We start from the raw sequence: 26,076 nt of genomic DNA on the forward strand, positions 1-26,076 counted from the left end.
GCGCACAAAAAAACGCCGCCATTGTTACCAATGGCGGCGCTGCTGGATCATCAAAGGGCTGTTGAACCTACCGGCAAGTTGCACGACTCGCCACGCCCCATCGGGAAGTACTGCAAGCCGATTTTGGCCAGACGCTCACCGTCATACAGATTGCGCCCGTCAAAAATCACCGGGGTGTTCAGGCGCTGCTTGATCAGGTCGAAGTCCGGCGCCTTGAATTGCTGCCACTCGGTACACACGATCAATGCGTCGGCGCCATTGAGGGTCGACTCCGGCGTGCCCATCAGGCTCAGCCGCGGCTCGTCGCCGTACAGGCGCTGGGTTTCCTGCATGGCTTCGGGGTCGAAGGCACGTACATTGGCCCCGGCAGCCCACAGGGCCTCCATCAATACGCGGCTGGGTGCGTCGCGCATGTCATCGGTGTTGGGTTTGAACGCCAGGCCCCACAATGCAAAGGTCTTGCCTTCCAGGTTGCCCTTGAAGTACGCGTTGATGCGCTCGAACAGCTTGTGCTTCTGCCGCTCGTTGATCGCTTCGACCGCTTGCAGCAGATCGCTGGAGCAATTGACCTGCTGGGCACTGTGGATCAGCGCGCGCATGTCTTTGGGGAAGCACGAACCGCCATAGCCGCAGCCAGGGTAAATGAAGTGATAGCCAATGCGCTGGTCGGCGCCAATGCCCAGGCGCACAGCTTCGATGTCGGCCCCCAGGTGCTCGGCCAGCTCGGCGATCTGGTTGATAAAGCTGATCTTGGTTGCCAGCATGCAGTTGGCGGCGTACTTGGTCAGTTCGGCGCTGCGCAGGTCCATGAATATGATCCGGTCATGGTTGCGGTTGAACGGCGCGTACAGGTCGCGCATGACTTCACGCACTTCTTCACGAGCACAGCCAATGATGATGCGGTCCGGGCGGCGGCAATCAGTGACGGCCGAGCCTTCCTTGAGGAATTCCGGGTTGGACACCACGTCAAATTGCAGCGAGCGTCCGGCTTGTTCCAGGGCCTTGTTGATGTGTGCGGTCAGCGCGTCGCCGGTACCCACGGGAACAGTCGACTTTTCAACCAGAATCAAGGGTTCTTTGCGGTGGCGGGCAACGGCGTCACCCACGGAGAACACCTGGCCAAGATCAGCCGAACCATCTTCACTCGGCGGCGTGCCGACGGCGATAAACAATACCTGGCCGTGTTCGACGGCGGTTTTTTCATCGCTGGTAAAGCGCAGGCGTTTGCTCTCGAGGTTTTCGCGCACCAGGGCGGACAGCCCCGGCTCGAAAATGCTGACGTGGCCTTGTTGCAGCGACTCGACCTTTTTCTGGTCAATGTCCATGCAGATCACATCGTGGCCGACTTCCGCCAGAACCGTCGCCTGCACCAGGCCTACATAACCACTACCAAATACACTGATTTTCATGCGCAGTTCCTGCGGGTACGTCGAGAATTGATGGTCAGCACCCCCAGAATGACCAAAGTCACTCCAAGGGTTTTCGAAAGGGTGAAGCTTTCATGGAATACCGGCAGGCTCGCCGCCAGCAGGTACACCAATGCATAACTGATACTGAGCAGCGAATAGGCGCGGCCCAGCGGCAAGTCGCGCAAGGCCAGCAACCAGCAGAGCATCGACAGCGCATACGCGATAATCGCGGCAACTACCATGGCCAGTGCCGGCAGCGAGACATCTCCCTGACTGATTGCATCCAGCCATTGGGAGGGCTGCGGCAAGCGGGTCATGCTCCAGCGCATGCCCAGTTGGGCGCCGCTGACCAGCAACACACTGCCCGAGGCAAAGGCAAATCCACGGTACAGGCTCATGCGTGTTGCCCCAGCAAAACCACCCCGGCTATTACCAGCCCAACGCCCAGCCAATGGCGCAGGTCGATGGTTTCCTTAAACAGATAGCGGGCCACCAGGGTGATCAGTACAAAATTAAGGCTGAGCATCGGGTAAGCAACCCCGACCTCGAGCCGTTGCAACACTAGCAACCACACCAGCAAACCCAGGCCAAGGCATAACAGTGCCAGCCATAACCAGGGCGAACGCAGTTTTTGCGCCACCCCGCTGTCAACCCCGCGCCAACCTTCGACCGCGTACTTCTGGGCGATCTGGCCAGCACAGGTCAACAGACACGCCAACAGCAATAGCGTCAGGGTCATGGAGCAATCTGCGGGTAAATCAGAATCACCATATTGCCTTCGTCATAACGCTTGGCGTCTTTGGGCAACTCGTCCATTTCATGGCTTTCATCGCTGTCCTTGACGCGCATTACCACACCGACCGGGCCTTTGCGGCGGGCGTCAGCCATCCACGGGCCTACCTCGGCCAGACCAATGCTTTTGCCTTTGGCATCGTCGTAGGTAAGACCGTACTTGACCTCACCCTGGGTGTTGTAGAGTGTCACGTCAGGGCGGCGCAGACGCCACGCCAAAGCAGAGGCAGCGCCCAGGTCGTTGCTCAGAAATGTCTTGGCCTGGGACAGCTCATCCATATGTTCCAGGACAAACTGGTCAGGCATCTTGTTGTGAACCACGCTGCTCGGCATGGCTGCCGGCAGTACCAATACCAGAACACCCATTGCCAGTGCCGGCGCAGCCCACATTTTCAACGGTTTGCTCAATGTCAGCAGGCCGGTGATGATCCACGTCAGTAACACCACAACCAGCAGGGCCAGGTGCAGCGGTTCGTTGTCATAGAACGGTTGCTTGACCTGGAAGTACACCAGAGCCAGCAATGCCGCACTGCCGCCGATCAGGTTGATCGCGCCATTGAAGCGCAGGGCGCAGGTTTTGGCCTGTTCAACCCGTTGCATCATTGCGTGCCCCAGCAGCAGTGCCAGAGGCAACATGCACGGCATGATGTAGGTCGGCAGCTTGCCCTTGCTCAGGCTGAACAAGCCCAGCGGCAGCAGCAGCCACAGCAGCACGAACACAATGCTGGCATGGCGCTTGTTGCTCCAGGCGTCCTTGAAGGCGACCGGCAACAACGCAGCCCAGGGCAGGCTTGATACCACCAGCAGCGGCAGGTAGAACCACCAAGGGCGACCGTGCTGGGCATCGTCACCGGCAAAGCGGCGGATATGCTCGTGCCAGAAGAAGAAACGCCAGTAGTCAGGCTCCTGAGCATGCACCGCAAGCACCCACGGCAGCGATACCAGAGCCGCGACCAGCATGGCCACCAGACCGTACTTGACCAGTTCCAGGAAGCGTTTTTGCCAGAGCATGTAAGGCAGGGCGATCAGTACCGGCAGCAGCAGGGCCAGAAAGCCCTTGGTCATAAAGCCCATGCCGCAGGCAAAACCCAGCACCGCCCAACTGATCAGGCGATCACGGCTGGAGCTGCTGTCGACGGCAAACCACAGCGCTACCATGCTCAGGTTGACCCACAGGGTGAACTGCGGATCGAGGTTGGAATAACCCGCCTGACCGGCAATCAGGCCAAAGGTCATGTACACCAGGGCACAGGCAAAGCTCTTGCGCGGGTCATTCCACAGGCGGCGGGCCACGGCATAGGCCAGGAACACGCTCAAGCCGGTGGCGATGGCCGAGGCAATGCGCACACCGAACAGGTTTTCCCCAAAAATCGCCTGGCCGATGGCAATCATCCAGTAGCCGGCAATCGGCTTCTCGAAGTAGCGCAGGTCCATGAAGTGCGGCGTGACCCAGTTACCGTCGATCAGGATTTGCTGGCCGATTTGCGCATAGCGCGTCTCGTCAGGAATCCACAGGCCGTGAGTGCCCAGCGGCAACAGGTAAAAAGCAATAAAGGCCAGAACCAGCAGCGGTATTGTCCAGCGTGAAGTCATGGCTTCTGCACTCCCAGCCAGCCTTCACGGCCTTCCAGTACACCACGGCTCAACTGCCCGGCGGGCAGGCTGTCGAGATCGGCGGGCAGCAAGTCCCGCAGGGGGTGAAAATGAATGTCACGGGCACTGGCCTGCGCCAGCAATTGACGGAAGTCGTTGGCCATAAGAATCCCTTCTACTTCAGCATGAATGGTGTACGCATTCAGCTTTTGCGGGCTGAAGCGATCAAGAATGAATGAGTTGAAATCGGCGGCACTCAGCTCGGGCCCGACCACTTCATCGAATGTGGGTAGATCCACAGGGATTTGCGGCGAGCCCAGCCTGCCGTCAGCCAACCTTGGCCGAAACAGACTGTGCCCGCGACAATCACTGTTATAGCGAAAACCAAAGGTTTCCTTGGCCTGGACTACGCGTTCATCGGCACGCCAGCCTGCGGCAGCCGAGCACTCGACGGCCTGCCCTGTGATGTCGCTCAGGGTGTCGACACCCCGACGGATCTGCTCGATCAGTTGCGCCTCGCTCCAGCGCGCGGTATTGGCCTGCCAGCCATGGTGATCCCAGGCGTGCAGGCCAACCTCATGGCCGGCGGCCAGGGTCTGGCGCATCAAGTGCCCCAGATCCTTGCCGATCGGTTTGCCCGGCCAGGCAGTGCCGGCCAGCAAAATATCCCAGCCATAAAGACTGGCAGCCTTGGAGCGCATCATTTTCCAGAAAAATTGGGGCTTGATCAGCCGCCATAAATGGCGACCCATGTTGTCCGGCCCCACGCTGAAAAAAAACGTGGCTTTGATCTGGGCTTCGTCGAGCAGTTCGAGTAGCCGAGGCACCCCCTCGCGGGTGCCTCGGTATGTGTCGACATCGATACGTAGTCCAGCTTGCATTAGCGTTTTTCCGCGATTTCTACCATGGCTTCACGCAGGAAGAAGTCCAGGGTCTTGCCAATGGTTTCGCTCAGCTCGGTGGTTGGTGTCCAGTCGATAAGACGACGGGCGTTTTCCACGCTTGGCTTGCGATGGCTGACGTCCTGGTAGCCAGTGCCGTAGAACGACTGGCTTTCAACATCACGGAAGCCGGCAAACGGCGGGAAGTTGTCACGCAGCGGGTGCGCTTCGAACTGACGCAGCAACTCTTCGCCCAGCTGACGAATGCTTGCTTCGTTGTCCGGGTTGCCGATGTTGATGATCTGGCCGTCGCACTTGCCACCCTTGTTGTCGATGATGCGGGCCAGGGCTTCGATGCCGTCGGCCACGTCGGTGAAGCAGCGTTTTTGTTCGCCGCCGTCAACCAGACGGATCGGGGTGCCTTCCACCAGGTGCAGGATCAGCTGGGTGATGGCGCGCGAGCTGCCAACCCGTGCCGAGTCCAGACGGTCAAGGCGCGGGCCCATCCAGTTGAACGGACGGAACAGGGTGAATTTCAGGCCTTTCTGGCCGTATGCCCAGATAACACGGTCCAGCAGTTGCTTGGATACCGAGTAGATCCAGCGCTGCTTGTTGATCGGGCCAACGATCAGGTTGGAGGTGTCTTCATCGAAGTTCTTGTCCTGGCACATGCCATACACTTCGGAGGTGGACGGGAAAATCACGCGCTTGTTGTACTTGACGCAGTAGCGCACCAGCTTGAGGTTTTCCTCGAAGTCCAGTTCGAATACGCGCAACGGGTTGCGGGTGTATTCGATAGGCGTGGCGATGGCCACCAGCGGCAGGACCACGTCGCACTTCTTGATGTGGTATTCGATCCACTCGGTGTGAATGCTGATGTCGCCTTCCACGAAGTGGAAGTTAGGGTGGCTGCGCAGACGCTCGATGGCGTCGGAGCCGATGTCCAGGCCGTACACTTCGTACTGGTCGTCTTGCAGCAGACGCTCGGACAGGTGGTTACCGATAAAGCCGTTGACGCCCAGGATCAGCACGCGGGTGCGGCGCGCCGGGCGGCCGGACTCAGCACCACGCAGGCGCGAACCTTCAACCAGGCCCAGCTCACGGGCCAGTTGCGGGCCGCTCAGGTACAGGCCGTTGTCGTTGCGCTGACCGGCAGTGATGACCAGCGAGTCCTGGCCGCAGGCAATGCGCAGCGGTTCGCAGCTGATAACCTGGCCAGGTGCATGGCCTTGATTGCCAGCAACCACTTCGGCGCCCCAGACGATCAGTTTGTGCTCGCCCACGGCGCAGAACGCACCCGGGTATGGCTGGGTAACAGCGCGTACCAGGTTGAACAGCTCTTCTGCAGGGCGGTTCCATTGCAGCAAGCCGTCAGCCGGAGTGCGGCGACCAAAATAAGTGGCTTTGGATTCGTCTTGCGGGGTTTCAGTGAGCTTGCCTTGTGGCAGCAGCGGCAGGGCTTCGGCCAGCAGTTGGGCGGCGGTTTCGCGCAGCTTGGCGTGCAGGGTCAGGGCCGTGTCCGAGCGCTCGATGCTGATGCGCTGCTGGGCCAGGATGTCGCCCGCGTCGGCGCGCTTGACCATGCGGTGCAGGGTCACGCCGGTTTCGGTTTCGCCGTTGACCAGCACCCAGTTGGCCGGTGCGCGACCACGGTAGCGTGGCAACAGGGAGCCATGCAGATTGAAGGCGCCTTTGCTGACGCTGGCCAGCAGCTCTTCGCCCAGCAGGTGGCGATAGTAGAACGAGAAAATGTAGTCGGCGTTCAGTTTGCGGATGCGCTCGATCCACAGCGGGTGGTTGGCGTCTTCAGGGGCGTGAACCGGAATGCCTTTGCGTGCGCACAGTTGCGCGACCGAGCCGTAAAAGTTGTTTTCCTTGGGATCGTCAGCATGGGTGAATACAGCAGCAATTTCGTAGCCAGCATTGAGCAAGGCTTCGATGCCTGTGCAGCCAATATCGTGATAGGCGAAAACAACGGCTTTCAAACTCATGATTGGACCTGTGTCGAAGTAGAAGAAGTCGGGTTGCTAGTTGTAACGGAAGAAGTTGCTGGTTCGGCGCGCACGATTTTTTCAATAAAGAACCGTGGCCGTGCCCGTACATCGCTGTACATGCGACCCAGGTATTCACCCAAAAGGCCCATGCCGATAAATTGGCCACCGGTGAACACGAAGAGCACCGCAAACAATACGAAAGTACCGTCGCCGGCCCAGCTTGCCCCGAAGATCAGGCGCAACATGATCAGGGCAATGGCGAATACCGCGCCTAATGCAGCCATGCTGAAACCGATAATGCTCAGCAGACGTAATGGCGTAGTGGTCATGCAGGTGATCAGGTCAAACATCAGGTTGATCAGGCGCATGGCGCTGTACTTGGAGTCACCGTGCTCGCGCTCGGCGTGCTCGACCAGCACCTCGGTGGTGTGGCGGGCAAAGCTGTTGGCCAGGATCGGGATGAAGGTGCTGCGCTCGCGGCAGGCGAGCATGGCGTCGACGATGCTGCGGCGGTAGGCGCGCAGCATGCAGCCGTAGTCGCTCATGGCAACCCCGGTGGAGCGCTGCACGGCCAGGTTGATCAGGCGTGAAGGCCAGCGGCGCCAGGCAGAGTCCTGGCGGTTGTTGCGTACTGTCCCGACCACGTCGTAGCCCAGTGCAGCCTGGGCCACCAGGCGCGGAATTTCTTCCGGCGGGTTTTGCAGGTCGGCGTCTAGGGTGATCACCACGTCGCCTTTGGAATGTTCAAAGCCGGCCATGATCGCGGCATGCTGGCCGTAGTTGCGGTTGAGGATAACCGCGACAACCGGGCTGCCTTCACGGGCTGCGGCGTCTTCAAGGATTTGCGCCGATTTGTCCCGACTGCCGTCGTCAACCAGGACGATTTCGTAAGCCTGGCTCAGTTGTGCGCAGGCCGCTTCGGTGCGACGCAAGAGTTCGGGCAGACTTTCTTCTTCGTTGTAGACCGGAATAACGATCGACACACACTGGATTGGGTAGGGTTTCAAGAGATTCGTTCCAGTCAGTTTCAATGGCACAAGACGACATGTCTTTGTCGACCAAACTCAAGGCACCTAAAGGTTAGGGCCCTTTACGAGTAAAGCCGGTATTTAACAAAGGTAAAGTCGTTCTAAAGCGTTATCTACATGATTTTGTTGCAAACTCTTCGGGCTTTGCCTGATGGGCTGGTGCATACGTTAAACGCCTCCTTGTGAAAAACCTATGAAAGTTGGATCAACAGTGCGTCCTTTCTAAACGCTAGACAGGTGCTATTCAGGAAAGTATTTGCAGTACCCAAACATTGTCTGACCGGACAAGAGTTTTTTTCATGAACAAGAATATTCTTACAGTGATTGAACGCTTTTGAACAGTGTTCAAACACAGGTTGTATGTTTGATGAGTAACAAATACTGGCGCTAAGCCACAGCACCAACCTGCAGGTATGTGACGTGAGTCACATCGGTTGGTGCTGTCAAAAGTCTTTAATTCAGTTCAAACCCAGCTTGCCGCGCAGGGTTGACAGGTCTTCGGCCAGGGTATTGACCGGCCCGACCAGGGCCTTGCGATCGTTTTCCTTGACCTTGTCATAGGTTTCAAATCCGCCGTCGGCAGTTTTGTACTTGGCCAGGATGCTGTTAACCGTGGCGAAGTTCTTGTCGACCTTGGCCGCGAAAGCTTTGTCACTCTGTTCGATTTGTGCGCGGAACAGGTCGAAGATTTTTTTTGCACCATCAACGTTGCCCTGGAAGTCATACAGGTCGGTGTGGCTGTAGCGGTCTTCCTCGCCGGAAATTTTAGTGGCGGCCACTTCTTCCATCAGGGCGGCAGCTCCGCCTACGACTTTCTCGGGTGGGAACGTCAGGCTGGCCACCCGGGCCTGCAGGTCTTTGACATCCTTGTTCAAACCGTCGGCCAGTTGATCGAGGCCCTTGGTGCTGTTCTCGGCGAACAGGCTGTATTCGATGCGGTGAAAACCGGTGAAGTCGGGGGCGGTGACGCCTTTTTCGTGATCGTCAACGCGCGAGTCGATCGAGGCATCCAGGTCGCTGAACAGTTCGGCAATCGGCTCGATTGACTCGTAGTACACCCGGGTTGGCGCATAGAGTTTTTTCGCCGTCGCCAAATCGCCTTTTTTAACTGCGTCGGTGAATTTTTGCGTGTTGCTGGCCAGCTCATCCAGTTGCTCGGTGACGTAGATCTTGTAGTCGGAAACAGGTTGCACCAAATCCAGTGGTGCAGTTGCCGCCATTGCCGAGAACGGGGTGTGGAGCAAGCCCAGGGCCAGGAACAGTGCGAGCGGGGTCTTTTTCATGGGACTTTTTCCGGTTGGGTTGAGGTTCAGGTGCGGGTCAGGGGCATGGCGGCATCGAGCAACGAGCGCCCGATGAAATCCTGTTCGTCGCGTACGCCCGGCAGGGTGAAGAAATAGCCGCCACCGACAGGCTTGAGGTATTCCTCCAGCGGTTCGCCGTTGAGGCGGGTTTGCACGGCGATAAAGCCTTGCTCCAGGTCTCGCTGGTAGCAAATGAACAGCAGGCCCATGTCCAGCTGGCCGTTTTTGTTGACGCCATTGGAGTAATTGAACGGCCGGCGCAGGATCAGGCTGTTGCGCGTTTGTGCCGTGCGCGGGTTGGCCAGGCGGATATGGGCGTCCAGCTTGGTGACTTTGCCGTGGGGGTCCTTACTGTAATCCGGTACGTCGGTTTCCCGGGTGCCGTCCATGGGCGCACCGTTGGCCTTGGTGCGGCCAAAGATGCTTTCCTGCTCTTGCAGGGGGGTGCGATCCCAGCGCTCAACGAAGTTGCGGATGATACGCACCGCCTGGTAGCTGCCATTGACTGCCCACTGCGGTTCGTCATTGCCGGGCTGGACCCAGACAATCTGGTTCATGGTTGTGTTGTCGTTGGAGTCCGGGTTGGCCGAGCCGTCACGAAAACCCAGGAAGTTACGCGCACTTTGCGCAGGTTCACCGGGTTTGACCGGGGCTTGCGGTGGTACGGTGCCTTCCTGCTTCCAGCGCACCAGCAGCAAGTCGGGCAGGTTTTTTACAATGTCACGCAAAGCGTGGATGTTGGTGTCCGCGGTATTGGCGCAGAACTGCAGGCTCAAGTCGCCATGGCATTGGGCCGGGTCCAGGGCATCGTTGGGAAAGCCTTGCATGCGGCTCAAGCGCTTGGGCTTGACGTTGGCCAGGGCAAAACGCTCATCGAACAGGGACTCGCCCACCGACACGGTGATGGTCAGGTTGTCCGGGGTGACCACCGGGCCGAGAATGCCCGAATCCACCGGCGGCAGCTTGGGGTCGACCTGGGCGACCGGTCCGCCTTTTACCAGAAAGGCGATTCGCTCATTGAGCGTTCGCAGCAGGCGTTCGAGGTCTTCGCGGTTCGTGGCCAGCACATCAAAGGCCACCAGCATGCCCGCGGCCGGGCGTGGGGTGACGATGCCGTATTGATGCTGGCCGTGAAAGGCGTGATGGTCCTGGGTCTTGTCGCTGCTGGGTGCCTGGGTGACTTGCGTACTGCCGGGGTTGTTGGCAGCCATGGCCGGACAGCTTAATGCACCGCCGGCCAGTGCGGCGCCGGCGACCCCCATGCCCATGAGGATGCGCCGGCGTTGCAGGTTGAACTCGTTCGGGGTGTGTTCTGAATCGCTCATGTGGGTCTCGTCTGCAATTACAGGCCGCTAAGGCCGAGGGCGGGATCGATTCCATCGAGTGCATCGGCCAGAGCCTTGGCCTTGTGACTGATTTGCTGGCGTTGCCCGGCACTGACCGTGTCATAGGTGTGGAAACCCTGCGGGGTTTTCAAACCGTCGAGTTCGGCATCCAGCGCTGCGCTGGCCTCATCGATGGTGCGCAGCAAGTCGGCATTGTTCTTGGTCAGCAGGGGGCGCAGCAGATCGACCACTTTGTGCGTTGCTTGCAGGTTGGCGGCAAAGCCATTGAGGTCGATGTGGCTGTAGCGTTCTTCTTCACCGCTGCCGGCACGGGTATCGGCCAGGTTGTGCAGGGTGCGGGCGACAATGCTGACCAGTTGCTCGGGTGGCAGCGACTGGGCCAGCAACTGCTGTTTGAGCAGTACGGTATTGGCCTGCAACTGCTGTGCAATTGGGGTCAGTCCCTGGGTGGTGTGCTGCTCGAACAGGCCGTATTCAAGACGGTGGAAGCCGATAAAGCCCGGGTCCTGTTCGCGTTTTTCGAAATAGTCGGCGCGGGCGTTGATGCTGTTGTCCAGTTCGGCCAGGCGCTGTGCTGCCGGGGCCAGGCGCTGGTACGCCTCGCGAGCCGGTACATATAAGGCTTGTGCCTGAACCAGGTCGCCTGCGGCAATGGCCTGGGACAGGGCATCTACGGCCTTTGTAAGGGCGCTGCCCTGGCTGCTCAGGTAAACCCGGAATTCCGACAGTGGACCGATAAAAGCCACCATGGCCGGGCGGGCCCTGGCGCTGGCTTCGGACGCCGCGGTTGGGGTGACATGCAAGGTGCCGCGCGGATTGCTGAGCAAGCCGCAGGTGATCGCGTAGTCGCCGGGTGCGAGGGTGGCATTGATTACCTGGCTCAGGCCCGGGGCGATATTTTCCCGTTCTTCGACGACCAGCACGCCATCGAGGATTTCCCATTCCACGGCGCGTTCGGACGCGTTGACGATGCGGAAACTGTTGAAGCCGGCGGGCACGGTCAGGGCATTGGGCTCGCAACTGTGCGGGTGGATGGTGACCGTGACTTCGTTGCCGTGAACCTTGCGCTTGGCCGCAGCCAGTTGCGAGGCGTAGTAGAACAACCCGCCGGCCGCGATCATCACGATTACCGAGCCGGCCACAGCCCAGCGCAAGGCGCGTGGCGGTGTACCGCTTGCAGGGGTAGGCATGCTTGACCTTATGGGTTTGTTACTGAGGAGGAGTGCGCGGTGCTGGTCGGCGCCGGTGAGCGAAAGAACATCACCAGCGTGACCACCAGATAAATCACATAGGCACCGAGTACGCTGACCGTGGGAGCGTCCTGGTAACCGAACATCCCAGCGAGCACCGAGCCCAGCGGGCCATCCATTGGCAAATGGGCGCTGATATCAAAGACCACGTCTTGCCAGTGGTTCCACAAGCCTGCCTCGTGCAGCGCCTGCACTGAATTGGCCAGAATGCCTGCGGCTACCACGAGGATGAAGAGGCCGGTCCAGCGGAAAAACAGCCCGAGATTGAGGCGCATGCTGCCGCTATAAATGGCGAAGCCCACGCCGATCGCCAGGATCAGCCCAAGCAGGGCGCCAATCGGTGCGCCGGGACCTTCGCTTTGCTGGAAGACGGCGAGCAGGAAAAATACGGTTTCGAGCCCTTCGCGGGCGACGGCGAAAAAGACCATGGCGATCAGGGCTGTGACCTGATGTTTGGAGCCGGCGAGGGCGTGGTCGAGGGATGAATGCAGCGAGTGTTTGATTGAGCGCGCGACCTTGCGCATCCAGAACACCATCGAGCTGAGAATGCCGACTGCGACAAGGCCGACAATGCCTTCAAACAGTTCTTGCTGCTTTTGCGGGAATTCAGCGCTCATCAATTCCAGGCCGCCACCCACCAGCAACGACAGGGCGGCGGCCAGAAACACGCCGATCCATACAGCGGGCATCCACTGGCCGCGGCCGGTTTGCTTGAGGTAACTGGCAATGATGCCGACGATTAGTGCGGCCTCAATCCCTTCGCGCAGCATGATCAGAAATGGAACCAGCATGGTGGGCTACCGCGTCACAAATTAGTTAGGGTGCTAATTTGTAACATACTGATACGTATTGCCAAACAAGAATCGATTGCATTTGCTGAACGGTAGCTGAACGAAGATGGGTGTGCCAGCGCAGAGCCTTTGTAGCCGCTGACGAGCGGAGCGAGGCTGCGTCCGGTTGCGAAGCGACCGTAAAACCTGAGCCCGGGATATATCTGAACGAGCGCAGTATCCGGTTCTACGACGGCTGCGTTGCCTTGGCGCACCAAACCGGTCGCAGCCTTCGTTCCTCGACAGCGGCTACAGGAAAACAGTTAACTCGAGTGCATATCGCGGCTCTCCCGGCATCCATGCCGGGAGGCCCACTGCGCAGAACCTCCTCTCGGCCTCCCGATGGGGCGGGTAGATCAAGATCAAAGTCCCGCCGAGGCGGCCGCCCGGCCGCCCTGTTGGCGTCAGTGTGTGCTGCACAATCTTTGTAACTGTTACGGTGAAGTCTTGCTTTCTTCTTCGGGTTTTTTCAACGCCTGCAAGCTTTCCAGTGCGGCTTCAGCTTTGATAGCGCGCAGGGAAAGGGCTGCGTGGCTTTCCTGGATCTGGGCGTGGGCCTGCTTCAACCCTTCGCTTTCCTCAGTCGCAACCCGCAGACGCTCCTCAAGCAGGGTGCGCTCACTCTGCAGTTGGCCAAGCTGGGCGGTGAGCTGGCTATTGAGGTTGGTCAGCTTGTGTTGCTGGTCACTGACCTGATTCAGTTCCTTGTTCAGGGCGCGGCTCTCGCTCAGTACACGTTCATTGTCGCGATGTAGCTGGGTGATTTCGTCCTGGCGCACCAACGCACTTTGCTGGGCCTGGCGCAGTTCCATCTGCACTTGCTGCAACTGGCCTTCGTGGCGACGCTGATCCTGTTCGCGCTGTTCCTTGACGGCGTTACGGTAATGCTCCAGTGCATCGCGGGCATGCAGGTGCTTTTCTTCCAGCGAGCGGATCTGCTCGTCACGGTCCTTGAGGCGCAGGTCAAAGTCGCTGCACGCCTGATTCAGGGCGGCATTGCGGGTCTGCTCGGTTTGCAGCATGGAGCGGGTGGCGTCGAGGTTGGCGCTTTCCTGCTGCAGTGCTGTGCCCTGAATCTCAAGTTGCTGCTCCAGTTGAGCGCGGGCGTCCTGTGTTTCGCTGAGCTGCGTCTGCAGTTGCACCTTGAGCTGTTCGTAATGCGCCTGGGCCCGGTCAATGGGCTCCTGCGCCTGTTCCTGCAGGCGTTGGGCGAGGCGGGCGACCAGTTCCGTCAACTCGTCGTCCAGATGCTCGCGTGGTATGGCGCGGCGCGAATCCGCCTCGTCCAGCTCTTTCAGGTAGCGGTGGATCGTGGTCTTTGACCCGGTATTTCCCATCTCGATACGTACCGCATCAATGCTCGGGTGCTCGCCACGGGCCAGGATCGCCGTGCGTGCAATTTGTACTACTGCCTTGTTTACACCGCCACGGGCCATGGCTGTCTCCTACGATTATGTACTGTGGTATGTATCATGTAATTACGTACTATATTAGCACAATAATTTTGCTTAATTTTGTTAAAAATGACACGGGATATACTGGTATTATCCCGTGTTAGAGCCTTGGAACTGCTTTTAAGGCCCGTTTTCAGTACGCCAGACAAGAGAACTGCCCCATGAGCGAGCTGGATCGCTATTTAAATGCTGCGACCCGCGACAACACCCGTCGCAGCTATCGGGCTGCCATCGAACACTTCGAAGTGAGCTGGGGCGGGTTTCTGCCCGCCACCAGCGACAGCGTGGCGCGCTATCTGGTGGCCCATGCCGGGCAACTGTCGATCAACACCCTCAAGCTGCGCCTGTCAGCCATTGCCCAGTGGCACAACAGCCAGGGGTTTGCCGACCCGACCAAGGCGCCCGTGGTGCGCAAGGTGTTCAAGGGCATACGGGCATTGCATCCCGTGCAAGAAAAGCAGGCTGCGCCCTTGCAATTGCAGCACCTTGAAAAAGTGGTCGAATGGCTGGAGGGTGAGGCCCTGGCGGCGCTAGCCTGCGGTGATCAACCAGGGTTGTTGCGCGCAAGGCGCGACGCCGCCCTGATCCTGCTCGGCTTCTGGCGCGGGTTTCGCAGTGATGAGTTGTGCCGCTTGCAAGTTGAGCATGTGCAGGCTGTAGAAGGGGCCGGCATTACCCTGTACCTGCCGCGCAGCAAAAGCGACCGCGACAACCTCGGCAAAACCTTTCAAACCCCGGCGCTGCTGCGGCTGTGCCCGGTACGCGCCTATATCGAATGGCTCAATACGGCAGCGCTGGTGCGCGGCCCCGTGTTTCGCGGGATCGATCGCTGGGGCAACCTGGGGGAGGAGGGGTTGCACGCCAACAGCGTGATCCCGCTGCTGCGCCAAGCCCTGGAGCGCGCGGGCATCCCGGCCGAGCAATACACCAGCCACTCATTGCGTCGCGGTTTTGCAACATGGGCCCATCAAAGTGGCTGGGACTTGAAGTCGCTGATGAATTACGTCGGCTGGAAAGACATCAAGTCAGCCATGCGCTATGTTGAAGCCAGCCCGTTTACCGGGATGAGCATCACCGCGCAAAAAAACATCGGCAACTGATCGACATCAAGTTGAAACCTGTTCAGGTGGATCATATTTAGTTTTCGGCTATTTATAGGTACGCCTGATAGCTAAAACCAATCGTCAGCATCAGCTTTGCCAATGAGCCAGATACGAAATGTGTTGTTAGGATTCACCCCATCAACTTTTCAACCCTGACGGAGAGTCAACGATGCCTATCATCAACAGCCAAGTTAAACCATTCAAAGCAACTGCCTACAAAAACGGCAGCTTCGTGGAAGTGTCGGACGCTGACCTGAAAGGCAAGTGGTCTGTCGTGTTCTTCTACCCAGCCGACTTCACCTTCGTTTGCCCAACCGAACTGGAAGACCTGGCTGACAACTACGAAGAGTTCAAAAAACTCGGCGTGGAAATCTACAGCGTGTCGACCGACACCCATTTTGCCCACGCTGCCTGGCACAACACTTCGCCAGCCATCGGCAAAATCCAGTACACCATGATCGGCGACCCTACGCTGACCATCTCGCGCAACTTCGACGTGCTGATCGAAGAAGCTGGCCTGGCTGACCGCGGTACTTTCGTGATCAACCCAGAAGGTCAGATCAAGATCGTTGAACTGAACGACGGCGGCGTTGGCCGCGACGCTTCCGAGCTGCTGCGCAAAATCAAGGCTGCTCAGTACGTCGCTGCCCACCCGGGCGAAGTGTGCCCGGCTAAGTGGAAAGAAGGTGAATCCACCTTGGCTCCATCGCTGGACCTGGTCGGCAAGATCTAAGTCTGTGATGAACCCTAGGGCGGTGATCCGCACCTGAGTTGCAAGCAGCATCGCCCTCAAAACGCCCGGGCGACATTCGCTCGGGCGTTTTTTTTACACAGAATTCAGTATTAAGGAGATCGCCCGTATGTTGGACGCCAATCTAAAAGCTCAGTTGAAGTCATACCTGGAGCGGGTCACGCAGCCGATCGAGATTGTTGCTTCTCTCGACGACGGTGCGAAATCCCGTGAAATGCATGACCTGTTGAAAGAAATCGCCAGCCTTTCCAGCATGATTACCCTGCTGGACAACGGTAATGATGCGCGCAAGCCTTCGTTCTCGCTGAACCGCCCGGGCGGCGATATCAGCCTGCGTTTTGCAGGTATCCCCATGGGCCACGAATTTACGTCGCTGGTGCTGGCCTTGCTGCAAGTCGGCGGCCACCCATCGAAAGCCAGTGCCGAAGTGATTGAACAGATTCGCTCCCTTAAAGGCGAGTTCAACTTCGAGACCTATTTCTCGCTGTCCTGCCAGAACTGCCCTGACGTTGTGCAGGCACTGAACTTGATGGCAGTGCTTAACCCGAACATTCGCCACGTAGCGATTGACGGCGCCCTGTTCCAGGACGAAGTCACCGAACGCCAAGTGATGGCGGTGCCCAGCGTTTACCTCAACGGTGTCAACTTTGGCCAGGGCCGCATGGGCCTGGAAGAGATTCTTGGCAAGCTGGACACCAGTGCCATTGAGCGTCAGGCCGAAAAAATCAGCGCCAAGGAAGCCTTTGACGTACTGGTGATCGGTGGCGGCCCGGCGGGTGCAGCAGCGGCTATCTATGCTGCGCGTAAAGGCATCCGCACCGGTGTGGCAGCCGAGCGCTTCGGCGGTCAGGTGCTGGACACCATGGCCATCGAGAACTTTATCTCGGTGCAGGAAACCGAAGGGCCGAAACTGGCCACTGCTCTTGAAGAACACGTCAAGCAATACGACGTCGATATCATGAACCTGCAGCGTGCCGACAAGCTGATTGCCGGCAAGCCGGGTGAGTTGCACGAAGTCAAATTTGCCAGCGGTGCTTCGCTCAAGGCCAGGACCGTGATCCTGGCCACCGGTGCCCGCTGGCGCGAGATGAATGTGCCTGGCGAGCAGGAATACCGCAGCCGTGGCGTTGCCTACTGCCCGCACTGTGATGGCCCGCTGTTCAAGGGCAAACGCGTTGCGGTAATCGGTGGCGGTAACTCCGGCGTTGAAGCGGCCATCGACCTGGCCGGCATTGTGGCGCACGTGACCTTGCTGGAGTTCGATACCAAGCTGCGCGCCGATGCCGTCTTGCAACGCAAGCTGCACAGCCTGCCGAACGTGAAGGTCATCACCAACGCGCAAACCACCGAGGTCACCGGTGACGGGCAGAAAGTCAACGGCCTGCGCTACAAGGATCGTCAGTCGGGTGAAACCCACACGGTCGAACTGGAAGGTATCTTCGTGCAGATTGGCCTGTTGCCAAACACTGATTGGCTCAAAGGTACGGTCGAGCTTACGCCACGCGGTGAGATCGTGGTCGATGCGCGCGGCGAAACGTCCATCCCCGGCATTTTTGCTGCCGGTGACGTCACTACCGTGCCGTACAAGCAGATCGTTATTGCTGTAGGTGAGGGCGCCAAGGCCTCGCTGAGTGCCTTTGATCATCTGATCCGCACCTCTGCGCCGGACTAAGCGCGCAGAAACAAAAAAAACCCATGAGCAATCATGGGTTTTATTATGCGTCCGGTTTTTTACATCGGTTGCGGCTGGATGATCTCGACCCAGTAGCCGTCCGGGTCCTTGACGAATGCCAGGGACTTCATGCGGCCATCGTTCAGGCGCTTCTGGAAGTCCACGCCCAGCGCTTCAAAGCGCTCGCAGGCAGCGCGGATATCCGGCACCGAAATGCAGATATGGCCAAAACCGCGCGGGTCGGTATTACCGTTGTGGTAGACCACGCTGTCGTCGGTTTCCGAACCGTGGTTATGGGTCAACTCCAGAATGCCGGGGATGGACTTCATCCACAATGTGCGAGCTGCATCGTCAGCAGGGATCTGCGCTTTGTCGACCAGCGCCAGGAAGTACAGGCTGAACTCGGCTTCAGGGAAGTCGCGCTTCTCAACCAGGGAGAAACCCAGGACGCGGGTATAGAAATCCAGGGATTTCTCGATATTCTTTACGCGCAGCATGGTGTGATTGAACACGAAGTTTTGCGTAGCGCTATCCGGGGAAGCAGTAACACCGGGAATGTTGTTCAGGTCTTGCAGGCTCATGAACCCTCCGAAAATGATGCAGGGGTGATCGGTCGCTACGGTGAGCGTGATGGGCGAATGATACGGAATGTGACGTCTGGCGCCAAACCTGTTTTCAGAAGCGCAGGCGGTCTGGGGCAGGGTGTGAGTAGGGCGCCGGGCAAATCCCGGGCGAAAAGAAGCCCGCCGAAGCGGGCATGGGGCGCTAGTCCTTTAGCAGCCTCTATCCTGTGACCCGCGATGTGAAAAAATTGTGAAGCGTCAACTTGTTTAGGCCCATTTGGTCGCTTAATTCCTACAAAGCATTACTGCTTTAGGCGTAGGCCATCTATTGTTGGCGCGCAGGCGGGCCAGTTAGTTGCGCCATCCAACGATAGAAAGGGTGACATCGATGTCACTGACCGGCATCTTCACGCTTTGTTTGTGTTTTCAAACAATATGGCATCAGGCAGGGGAATGGGAGGGAGAATGAAGTTGAGTTATGTTCAGCCTTTTAAGTTGAACCCCGTCAATGGATTTCAGGGATGAAAAAGCCCCGCACTGGCGGGGCTTTTATTGGGTACGGGCTTTACGTGCGAAGCCAGCTATCCACCGTGGCAGCGCCGTACTCTTCTTTCCAGGCTTTCAAACCGCGGTGATTGCCGCCTTTGGTTTCGATCAGTTCACCGGTGTGCGGGTTTTGGTAAACCTTAAGCACCCGCGCCTTGCGCTGTTTGGGTGCGGATGTGCCTTTTGACGCAGAGGGGTTGGGGTCAAGGATGGTGATGATGTCCCGAAGGCTCTTGCCGTAGGTTTTCATCAAGGCTTGAAGTTTTTCTTCAAACTCGATTTCTTTTTTAAGTCCGGCATCATTTTTCAAGGCTTCCAATTGAGCCAGCTGTTCTTGTAGCGCTTTTTCAGCAGCGCGAAACTCAGCAAGTCTAGACAAAGTCATTACTCCATTCACAGGTTCGGTGGTATGTGACCGAGGCGAATTAATGATGTTTGGTTTGGAATACACAAGATTTACAGTGCGTGCATCCAGGATGCTTTGCTCATGGGTTGCACGCCTGCTGATGCAATCATTAAAAGTTAGTGCCGCGACAAAAAAATTGTAGTTGTTAATTCTTGTGCTGCCAAGTCCTGAAGGTGGGCGCTCTGAAAAAAGTTTTCAACTGCAAGCCTGTTTGTTATTAAGTCACGGTTAACTGCGCCTGCAAGGCCTGGATAAACTCGCTCGGCGGCATTGGCCGGGCAAATAAATAGCCCTGTAAAAAATCAACCCCATGGTCGGCCAGATACTGGCTTTGCTCTTGTGTTTCGACCCCTTCGGCGACAATGCCCAGGTCCAGCTTGGCGCTTAGTTCAATAATGCTGTCCAGAATATGTCTGGACAATGCATCGGCACCGATCATGGCGACAAAGCTCTGATCGATTTTCAAGTAATCAACGTTGAACTCGCGCAAGTAACTCAAGCTTGAATGGCCGGTGCCAAAGTCATCAATGGCGATCATCACCCCCAGCAAGTGCAACTGGCTAAACAATTCATGGGTTGTGGCGCTCGGTTCGATCAACTCGCGCTCGGTTAGTTCCAGTACAAGATTGATATGCCCTGCCGGGAACGCTTCGAGAAAGCGGCGGCAGTCCTCTACCAGTTCGAGATTCCGGCAATGGTGAGCGGTAATATTGAACGCGAGGTGAAAACCGCGCTCCATGCAATTGGCATGGGGAGCCAGCAAGAGTGCGGTTTGCTCCATCAGCGAGCTCGTCATCGGCACAATCAATCCCGAATGTTCTGCGAACGGGATAAACAGATCGGGACGAACCAGCCCTTCTCTGGGGTGTTGCCAGCGCATCAACACTTCGGCACCGGCCCATTCTTTGGTGTCGCCCCTTACAACCGGCTGCAAGTAAGGAATGAATTCGGCTGCGTCCAGGGCGCGCTGCAGTTCATGAGTGGGCGAAGTGGCGCGCTTTTTGAGTTGATGAACTGTCGCCGCAGAAATAACCCCCAGAAAAATCAATAAAGCCAGCAAGCCCGGGTATTGCGAGGCAATATAACGCCAGACTTCTCCCTCATTAAACCCGGCCACCACGCGGTAGGGGTAATCGATTGAAGGCACTATTGCTTGCGCTACAGGTAGATGAGGTGGCGGTGAGTGGCGCACCAGGCCATAACGATCGATCCAGACATTGCCAACCTCAATCAATAATTGGGTTTTCTGATTGATCAGGCCCAAAACATTAACCAGATGGAAACCATACAGGCTGATCAGTGCTCCGCGCTTGTCATTATTCTGCCGGTAAACCAGCACAGGGTCATTAGGCGTCACCAAAGTACCCGGCATCAGCCACAACACACCGCCTGCATAGTTTCCAGGGGTCACGGCTTCCTTGTAACGGCCAAACAAAGAAGTGCAGTAAATCTGGTTGTCCCACACCAGGTTAACCGAGCGCACGAAAGGTCGGCGCGTGACCTGATCACGCAAGGCCAGTTCAACCTGTTCGCAGTCCTGGCCTGCCAGCGGCAGAACAACATCGGCAGCAAGCTTTGCATTGTCCAGCATCAAGTCAAACTGACGCACTGCTTCTTGGGCGGTTTGTGTGGTCTCCTGTTTGAGTGAGCGGTTGGCCTGCCAGACAATGATCAGAACCCCCAGCACCACTGGCAACATGCCGCTAAGGACAATCAGGGCGTAGCGATCAGTCCATTTTCGGCTCAGCTTCAGAGTCAGTGGCATGCAGAATCCTGGTAACACGTAGGGAAGGCTTGGTTGCCAACTTACAAAACAATAGTAAATGCATGCGCCGCAAACAGGGAAATTTCACATGCCCAGGACAAATTTGATTACGCCATGTAGAATTGTCTTACGCATACAAGAATAACGACTTCTGCCAGCAGAAGCCCTACCGCGTAAGAGATGGATCGAAATGAAGCGATTCGGGTTGCAATTGATCTACGGTGATTTTCTCGCGCGCAGTGTACGCGGGATTTCCTGCGCGCCTCCCGCCAGCATCAGCATTCTTAGCGAATAACTCCCAGTTAATTCTAAAAATGACCATGATGAGGCGCCAAAATGGCTGATCTATACGAAAACCCGATGGGCCTGATGGGCTTTGAATTCATCGAATTCGCGTCCCCTGTACCCAATACCCTCGAGCCTGTGTTTGAAATCATGGGCTTCACCAAGGTGGCAACCCATCGCTCCAAGGACGTGCACTTGTATCGTCAGGGCGATATCAATCTGATCCTCAACAATGAGCCCCACAGTGTTGCGTCGTACTTTGCGGCCGAGCACGGCCCTTCGGTCTGTGGCATGGCCTTTCGCGTGCGCAATGCGCAACAAGCCTACAACCGTGCGCTGGAACTGGGTGCGCAACCGGTGCATATCCCTACAGGACCAATGGAACTGAACCTGCCGGCCATTAAAGGCATTGGCGGTGCTCCGTTGTACCTGATTGACCGTTACGGTGAAGGCAGCTCCATCTACGACATCGACTTTGTCTTTATCGAAGGTGTCGACCGCCACCCGGTAGGTGCGGGGCTGAAGATCATTGATCACCTGACCCATAACGTTTACCGCGGTCGTATGGCGTATTGGGCCAACTTCTACGAGAAGCTGTTCAACTTCCGTGAAATTCGTTATTTCGACATCAAGGGCGAATACACCGGCCTGACCTCCAAGGCCATGACTGCACCGGACGGCATGATCCGCATTCCCTTGAACGAAGAATCGTCCAAGGGCGCAGGCCAGATCGAAGAATTCCTTATGCAGTTCAATGGCGAAGGCATTCAGCACGTGGCATTCCTCAGCGATGACCTGATCAAGACCTGGGACGCACTGAAGAAAATCGGCATGCGCTTTATGACGGCACCGCCAGAGACCTACTATGAAATGCTTGAAGGTCGCCTGCCAAACCACGGCGAACCGGTTGAAGCGCTGCAGTCACGGGGGATTTTGCTGGACGGTTCGTCTGACTCGGAAGACAAGCGTCTGCTGCTGCAGATCTTCTCGGAAACCCTGATGGGCCCTGTGTTCTTTGAGTTTATTCAGCGCAAGGGTGATGACGGCTTTGGTGAAGGTAACTTCAAGGCGCTGTTTGAATCCATCGAACGCGACCAGGTACGTCGTGGTGTGTTGAGTACTGACTAGCGACTAAAAGCCGACTTGAATCACAACCCCCTCACCCCAGCCCTCTCCCAAAGGGAGAGGGAGCTTGATCGAGGGATATTTCAAGGTTGTGGCAGTCTGATAGTGCCGAGTTGAATCCTGCATCAACTCGGTCAGTCCCCTCTCCCTCCGGGAGAGGGTTAGGGTTAGGGGCTTTTTGTTGCCCTCTAAAACAATCCCGCCGCAATATTGATCGAAAACCCCAGCACGGCCGTGTTGAACAAAAACCCCAGCAGTGAATGCCCCAGCACCGCCTTGCGCATTTCGCGGGTGGCGATACTCACATCAGCGGTCTGTACCGCAACGCTGAGGGTGAAAGAGAAGTACATGAAGTCCCAGTAGTCCGGGTTCAGTTCCCCTTCAGGAAAGCGCAGCGCCGGCTCAGTCCTTTCGTTGTTATAGAACAGCCTCGCGTAATGCAGGCTGAATATAACCCCGATCATCAGCCACGACCCCACCACCGTCAGTCCCGTGAAACCGTAATGCATCAGGCGATCGCCATCGCTGAGCTTGTTGCCTGACAGTTCCAGGGTAACGGCAGCCAGGCTGGCAATCGAGGCAATGCACACGGTGATTAACACCATGCTGGCGTTTTCATCTTCCACTTCGGCTGTGCTTTTCACGTCACAGGCTTTGGCGCGGATCACCAGCCAGAGCGTCATTGCCAGATACAGCCAGACCCCGGCATTCCAGCCCAGCAGAAACTTGGTGGTCAGTGTGGAGGCGGGGGCGAAAATGCCGACCGCCACCCCGAGCAGGGTGGCGACGGTGAGGCGAGGATGGGTGCGAGCAAGGTGCGACATAAACAATCCCTGTTACCAAGTAATGCAGCACCTTAGCACGCACCGCGCTGGCTTAACGCTGGCGAGGCTTGCTTCTTGTCAGTTTCATGACCACCACGAAGAACACCGGCACAAACACCACCGCCAGGGTGGCGACGATCATGCCGCCGATCACACCGGTACCAATGGCCTGCTGGCTGGCCGAGCTGGCCCCCGTGGCAATGGCCAATGGCACCACGCCGAGAATGAACGCCAGCGATGTCATGACAATCGGGCGCAGACGCAGGCGGGCAGCCTGGACGGTAGCGTCCACCAGATCATGACCTTCGTCGTACAGGGTCTTGGCAAACTCGATGATCAGGATGGCGTTCTTCGCCGACAAGCCAATGATCGTAATCAGGCCTACTTTGAAGAATACGTCATTGGGCATCCCGCGCAGCGTTACCGCCAGCACGGCACCGAGTACGCCCAGTGGCACTACGAGCAAAACCGCAGTCGGTATCGACCAGCTTTCATACAGTGCGGCCAGGCACAGGAATACGATCAGCAGCGACAAGGCCAGCAGAACCGGTGCCTGCGCGCCGGAAACCTGCTCCTGCAACGACAGTCCTGTCCATTCCAGGCCCATGCCTGCAGGCAACTGGTCGACCAGACGCTGTACCTCTACCATCGCCTCGCCAGTACTGTGACCGGCAGCCGATTCACCGGAGATGCTGATGGCCGGGTAGCCGTTATAGCGCGTCAACTGTGATGGCCCCTGGATCCAGCGGGCTTCGACAAAGGCCGAGAGCGGTACCATCTTGCCCTGGTCGTTGCGCACATTTATTTTCAGCAAGTCTTCGACCTGGCTGCGCTGGTCACCTTCAGCCTGGACCACGACCCGCTGCATGCGCCCCTGGTTCGGGAAGTCATTGATGTAGGCCGAACCCACGGCCGTCGACAGCACGGCACCAATGTCGGCAAAGGAAACCCCCAGGGCATTGGCGCGCTTGCGATCGACTTCAAGTTGCACTTGCGGGCTCTCTGCCAGCGCTTCTTCACGGACATTGGCCAGTACCGGGCTTTTTTCCGCCAGTGCCAGCAGTTCGCTGCGGGCTTGCATCAATGCGTCATAACCCACCCCGCCGCGGTCTTGCAGGCGGAACTCAAAACCACTGGACGTACCCAGGCCGCTGACCGGAGGCGGCAAGATGGCAAAGGCAATCGCGTCCTTGAGTTCACTGAAGGCCGCGTTGGCCCGATCGGCAATCGCCGCTGCCGAATCGCTGGCTCCGCGCTGCGACCAGTCCTTCAATGTGGTGAAGGCCAGTGCCGCGTTTTGCCCGCTACCCGAAAAACTGAAGCCCAGAATCATCGTGGTATTGCCTACGCCGGGCTCGCTGGCGTTGTGGGCCTCGATCTGCTCGACCACGTTGATGGTGCGGTTCTGGCTGGCACCCGGCGGCAGTTGAATATCGGTGATGATGTAACCCTGATCCTCGACCGGCAAGAAAGAGGAGGGCAGGCGTGCAAAGCACACCACCAGAATCACCAGCAAGGCACCGTACAGCAGCAGATAGCGGCCGCTGCGCTTGATCAGATGCACCACCCAGTTTTCATACCCTGCGCTCAGGTGCTCGAACTTGCGGTTGAACCAGCCAAAAAAACCGCCCTTGGTGTGATGCTCACCCTTGGCGATCGGCTTGAGCAGGGTTGCGCACAGCGCCGGGGTCAATGACAGGGCCAGAAATGCCGAGAACAGAATCGAGGTCGCCATCGATAGCGAGAACTGCTGGTAAATCACCCCCACCGAGCCGGGCATGAATGCCATGGGAATAAACACCGCCACCAGCACCAGGGTGATGCCGACAATCGCGCCGCTGATCTGGGTCATCGCCTTGCGTGTGGCCTCGCGGGGGGACAGCCCCTCGCTGACCATGATCCGCTCGACGTTCTCCACCACCACAATGGCATCGTCCACCAGAATCCCGATGGCCAGCACCATGCCGAACATGGTCAGTACGTTGATCGAGAATCCCAGTACCAGCATCGTGGCGAACGTGCCCATCAGTGCCACCGGCACTACCAGGGTCGGGATCAGGGTGTAGCGAATGTTCTGCAAGAACAGGTACATCACCAGAAACACCAGCACCATGGCCTCGACCAGGGTGTAGATAACCTTGGTAATCGAGACTTTGACAAAGGGCGTGGTGTCATAGGGGATGGTGTACTCGACACCGGCCGGGAAATAGCGGCTGAGTTCGTCCATCTTGGCGCGTATCAGGTTGCCGGTGTTCAGCGCATTGGCCTCCGGGGCCAGCTTGACGCTGAAGGCGCTGGCGGACTTGCCGTTCAGCCGCGTGCCGTACTGGTATTCCTGGCTGCCGATCTCAACCCGGGCCACATCGCTGACGCGTACCGTTGAGCCGTCGGGGTTGGCGCGCAGGACGATATCAGCAAACTCTTGCGGCGTTGAGAGCTGGCCCTTGACCAGAACCGTGGCGGTGATTTCCTGGGTAGAACGACCCGGCAAGTCGCCGATGCTGCCTGCCGATACCTGGGCGTTCTGGCTGGCAATCGCCTGGTTGACATCCGCCGGGGTCAGGTTGAAACCGATCAGCTTTTGCGGGTCGATCCAGATGCGCATGGCCCGCTCGGCACCATACAACTGGGCCTTGCCGACGCCGTCGATACGCTTGACCTCGTTCATCACGTTGCGCGCCAGGTAATCGCTGAGCGCGACCTCGTCCAGCGTACTGGTGCTGTCTGCGGTCAGGGTCACCAGCATCAAAAAGCCCGAGGAGATCTTTTCGACCTGCAAGCCTTGCTGGATAACCGCCTGGGGCAGGCGCGACTCAACTGCCTTGAGACGGTTTTGCACGTCGACCTGGGCCATTTCCGGGTCAGTGCCGGGTTTGAACGTCGCAGTAATGCTGGCACTGCCAAGGCTGCTTTGGGATTCGAAATACAGCAGGCCGTCGGTGCCGTTGAGCTCCTGCTCAATCAGGCTGACCACGCTTTCGTCCAGGGTTTGCGCCGAGGCCCCCGGGTAAATCGCGTACACCTCGACTTGCGGCGGCGCCACGTCGGGGTATTTGGCGACAGGCAGCTGCGGGATGGCCAGGGCCCCCGCCAGCAGAATGAACAACGCAACGACCCAGGCGAAGACCGGGCGGTCGATAAAGAACTGCGGCATG

General features: G+C 57.9%; 21 protein-coding genes. 4 read left to right on the forward strand and 17 right to left on the reverse strand.

Annotated features, from left to right (window positions below; translation table 11 throughout):
* Positions 1–50: 50 nt before the first annotated feature.
* From CJU81_RS04610 to CJU81_RS04665, 12 genes are all read right to left on the reverse strand, one after another.
* Positions 51–1,409 carry a UDP-glucose dehydrogenase family protein gene (locus CJU81_RS04610; RefSeq protein ID WP_095035683.1) on the reverse strand — a complete coding sequence of 453 codons (1,359 nt, stop codon included), beginning with the start codon at positions 1,407–1,409 and terminating at the stop codon, positions 51–53.
* Positions 1,406–1,807: a 4-amino-4-deoxy-L-arabinose-phosphoundecaprenol flippase subunit ArnF gene (arnF, locus tag CJU81_RS04615; protein ID WP_095035684.1), complete on the reverse strand. Its 402-nt coding sequence runs from the start codon at positions 1,805–1,807 to the stop codon at positions 1,406–1,408. The genes CJU81_RS04610 and arnF overlap by 4 nt, the downstream gene beginning before the upstream one ends.
* Entirely contained in the window at positions 1,804–2,148 is a 345-nt protein-coding gene (arnE, locus tag CJU81_RS04620; RefSeq protein WP_095035685.1) for a 4-amino-4-deoxy-L-arabinose-phosphoundecaprenol flippase subunit ArnE, read from the reverse strand. The genes arnF and arnE overlap by 4 nt, the downstream gene beginning before the upstream one ends.
* Positions 2,145–3,794, reverse strand: a complete 1,650-nt coding sequence (gene arnT / locus CJU81_RS04625) for a lipid IV(A) 4-amino-4-deoxy-L-arabinosyltransferase (RefSeq protein ID WP_095035686.1) — start codon at positions 3,792–3,794, stop codon at positions 2,145–2,147. Before arnT ends, arnE begins: the two co-directional genes overlap by 4 nt.
* On the reverse strand, positions 3,791–4,675 hold the full coding sequence (gene arnD, locus CJU81_RS04630; protein ID WP_095035687.1) for a 4-deoxy-4-formamido-L-arabinose-phosphoundecaprenol deformylase: 885 nt from the start codon (positions 4,673–4,675) through the stop codon (positions 3,791–3,793). The genes arnT and arnD overlap by 4 nt, the downstream gene beginning before the upstream one ends.
* Positions 4,675–6,666 (reverse strand): bifunctional UDP-4-amino-4-deoxy-L-arabinose formyltransferase/UDP-glucuronic acid oxidase ArnA, encoded by a 1,992-nt coding sequence (gene arnA / locus CJU81_RS04635; RefSeq protein WP_095035688.1) that lies wholly within the window; start codon positions 6,664–6,666, stop codon positions 4,675–4,677. Before arnA ends, arnD begins: the two co-directional genes overlap by 1 nt.
* A complete protein-coding gene (arnC, locus tag CJU81_RS04640) occupies positions 6,663–7,676 on the reverse strand; it encodes an undecaprenyl-phosphate 4-deoxy-4-formamido-L-arabinose transferase (RefSeq protein WP_095030754.1) in 1,014 nt (337 codons plus the stop codon). Before arnC ends, arnA begins: the two co-directional genes overlap by 4 nt.
* Before the next feature lie 479 nt (positions 7,677–8,155).
* On the reverse strand, positions 8,156–8,980 hold the full coding sequence (gene efeO / locus CJU81_RS04645) for an iron uptake system protein EfeO (protein ID WP_095035689.1): 825 nt from the start codon (positions 8,978–8,980) through the stop codon (positions 8,156–8,158).
* A 26-nt stretch (positions 8,981–9,006) separates the two neighbouring features.
* A complete protein-coding gene (gene efeB, locus CJU81_RS04650) occupies positions 9,007–10,326 on the reverse strand; it encodes an iron uptake transporter deferrochelatase/peroxidase subunit (RefSeq protein WP_095035690.1) in 1,320 nt (439 codons plus the stop codon).
* A 17-nt stretch (positions 10,327–10,343) separates the two neighbouring features.
* Complete coding sequence (efeO, locus tag CJU81_RS04655; RefSeq protein WP_095035691.1) at positions 10,344–11,537, reverse strand: iron uptake system protein EfeO; 1,194 nt, start codon at positions 11,535–11,537, stop codon at positions 10,344–10,346.
* Between the two features lie 8 nt (positions 11,538–11,545).
* On the reverse strand, positions 11,546–12,388 hold the full coding sequence (efeU, locus tag CJU81_RS04660; RefSeq protein ID WP_095030758.1) for an iron uptake transporter permease EfeU: 843 nt from the start codon (positions 12,386–12,388) through the stop codon (positions 11,546–11,548).
* Between the two features lie 473 nt (positions 12,389–12,861).
* The gene (locus tag CJU81_RS04665) at positions 12,862–13,863 is read right to left on the reverse strand and encodes a DNA-binding protein (protein WP_095035692.1); all 1,002 of its coding nucleotides are present in this window, start codon (positions 13,861–13,863) and stop codon (positions 12,862–12,864) included.
* A gap of 179 nt (positions 13,864–14,042) precedes the next feature.
* On the opposite strand from CJU81_RS04665, the gene CJU81_RS04670 reads away from it, so the two are divergent.
* The 3 genes from CJU81_RS04670 (at position 14,043) to ahpF (ending at position 17,407) form a co-directional block, all read left to right on the forward strand.
* The gene (locus tag CJU81_RS04670) at positions 14,043–14,981 is read left to right on the forward strand and encodes a site-specific integrase (RefSeq protein ID WP_095030760.1); all 939 of its coding nucleotides are present in this window, start codon (positions 14,043–14,045) and stop codon (positions 14,979–14,981) included.
* A 172-nt stretch (positions 14,982–15,153) separates the two neighbouring features.
* Positions 15,154–15,717 carry an alkyl hydroperoxide reductase subunit C gene (ahpC, locus tag CJU81_RS04675; RefSeq protein WP_016780891.1) on the forward strand — a complete coding sequence of 188 codons (564 nt, stop codon included), beginning with the start codon at positions 15,154–15,156 and terminating at the stop codon, positions 15,715–15,717.
* A 127-nt stretch (positions 15,718–15,844) separates the two neighbouring features.
* Positions 15,845–17,407 carry an alkyl hydroperoxide reductase subunit F gene (gene ahpF, locus CJU81_RS04680; RefSeq protein ID WP_095035693.1) on the forward strand — a complete coding sequence of 521 codons (1,563 nt, stop codon included), beginning with the start codon at positions 15,845–15,847 and terminating at the stop codon, positions 17,405–17,407.
* A 59-nt stretch (positions 17,408–17,466) separates the two neighbouring features.
* Here ahpF and gloA read toward each other — a convergent pair whose 3' ends face one another.
* The 3 genes from gloA to CJU81_RS04695 all read right to left on the reverse strand — a co-directional run bounded on the left by gloA (position 17,467) and on the right by CJU81_RS04695 (position 20,687).
* Positions 17,467–17,988 carry a lactoylglutathione lyase gene (gene gloA / locus CJU81_RS04685; RefSeq protein WP_095030762.1) on the reverse strand — a complete coding sequence of 174 codons (522 nt, stop codon included), beginning with the start codon at positions 17,986–17,988 and terminating at the stop codon, positions 17,467–17,469.
* 547 nt (positions 17,989–18,535) lie between these two features.
* Complete coding sequence (locus CJU81_RS04690) at positions 18,536–18,895, reverse strand: histone-like nucleoid-structuring protein, MvaT/MvaU family (protein ID WP_095035754.1); 360 nt, start codon at positions 18,893–18,895, stop codon at positions 18,536–18,538.
* A gap of 244 nt (positions 18,896–19,139) precedes the next feature.
* Entirely contained in the window at positions 19,140–20,687 is a 1,548-nt protein-coding gene (locus CJU81_RS04695; RefSeq protein WP_095035694.1) for an EAL domain-containing protein, read from the reverse strand.
* 336 nt (positions 20,688–21,023) lie between these two features.
* On the opposite strand from CJU81_RS04695, the gene hppD reads away from it, so the two are divergent.
* Complete coding sequence (gene hppD, locus CJU81_RS04700) at positions 21,024–22,100, forward strand: 4-hydroxyphenylpyruvate dioxygenase (protein ID WP_095030764.1); 1,077 nt, start codon at positions 21,024–21,026, stop codon at positions 22,098–22,100.
* A 185-nt stretch (positions 22,101–22,285) separates the two neighbouring features.
* Here the strand turns inward: hppD and CJU81_RS04705 are convergent, their stop codons facing one another.
* A complete protein-coding gene (locus tag CJU81_RS04705) occupies positions 22,286–22,921 on the reverse strand; it encodes a DUF1345 domain-containing protein (protein WP_095035695.1) in 636 nt (211 codons plus the stop codon).
* Between the two features lie 52 nt (positions 22,922–22,973).
* Complete coding sequence (locus tag CJU81_RS04710; protein ID WP_095035696.1) at positions 22,974–26,075, reverse strand: efflux RND transporter permease subunit; 3,102 nt, start codon at positions 26,073–26,075, stop codon at positions 22,974–22,976.
* Position 26,076 lies beyond the last annotated feature (1 nt).

This window comes from Pseudomonas fragi (assembly GCF_002269505.1).
GTDB classification, from domain to species: domain Bacteria; phylum Pseudomonadota; class Gammaproteobacteria; order Pseudomonadales; family Pseudomonadaceae; genus Aquipseudomonas; species Aquipseudomonas fragi_D.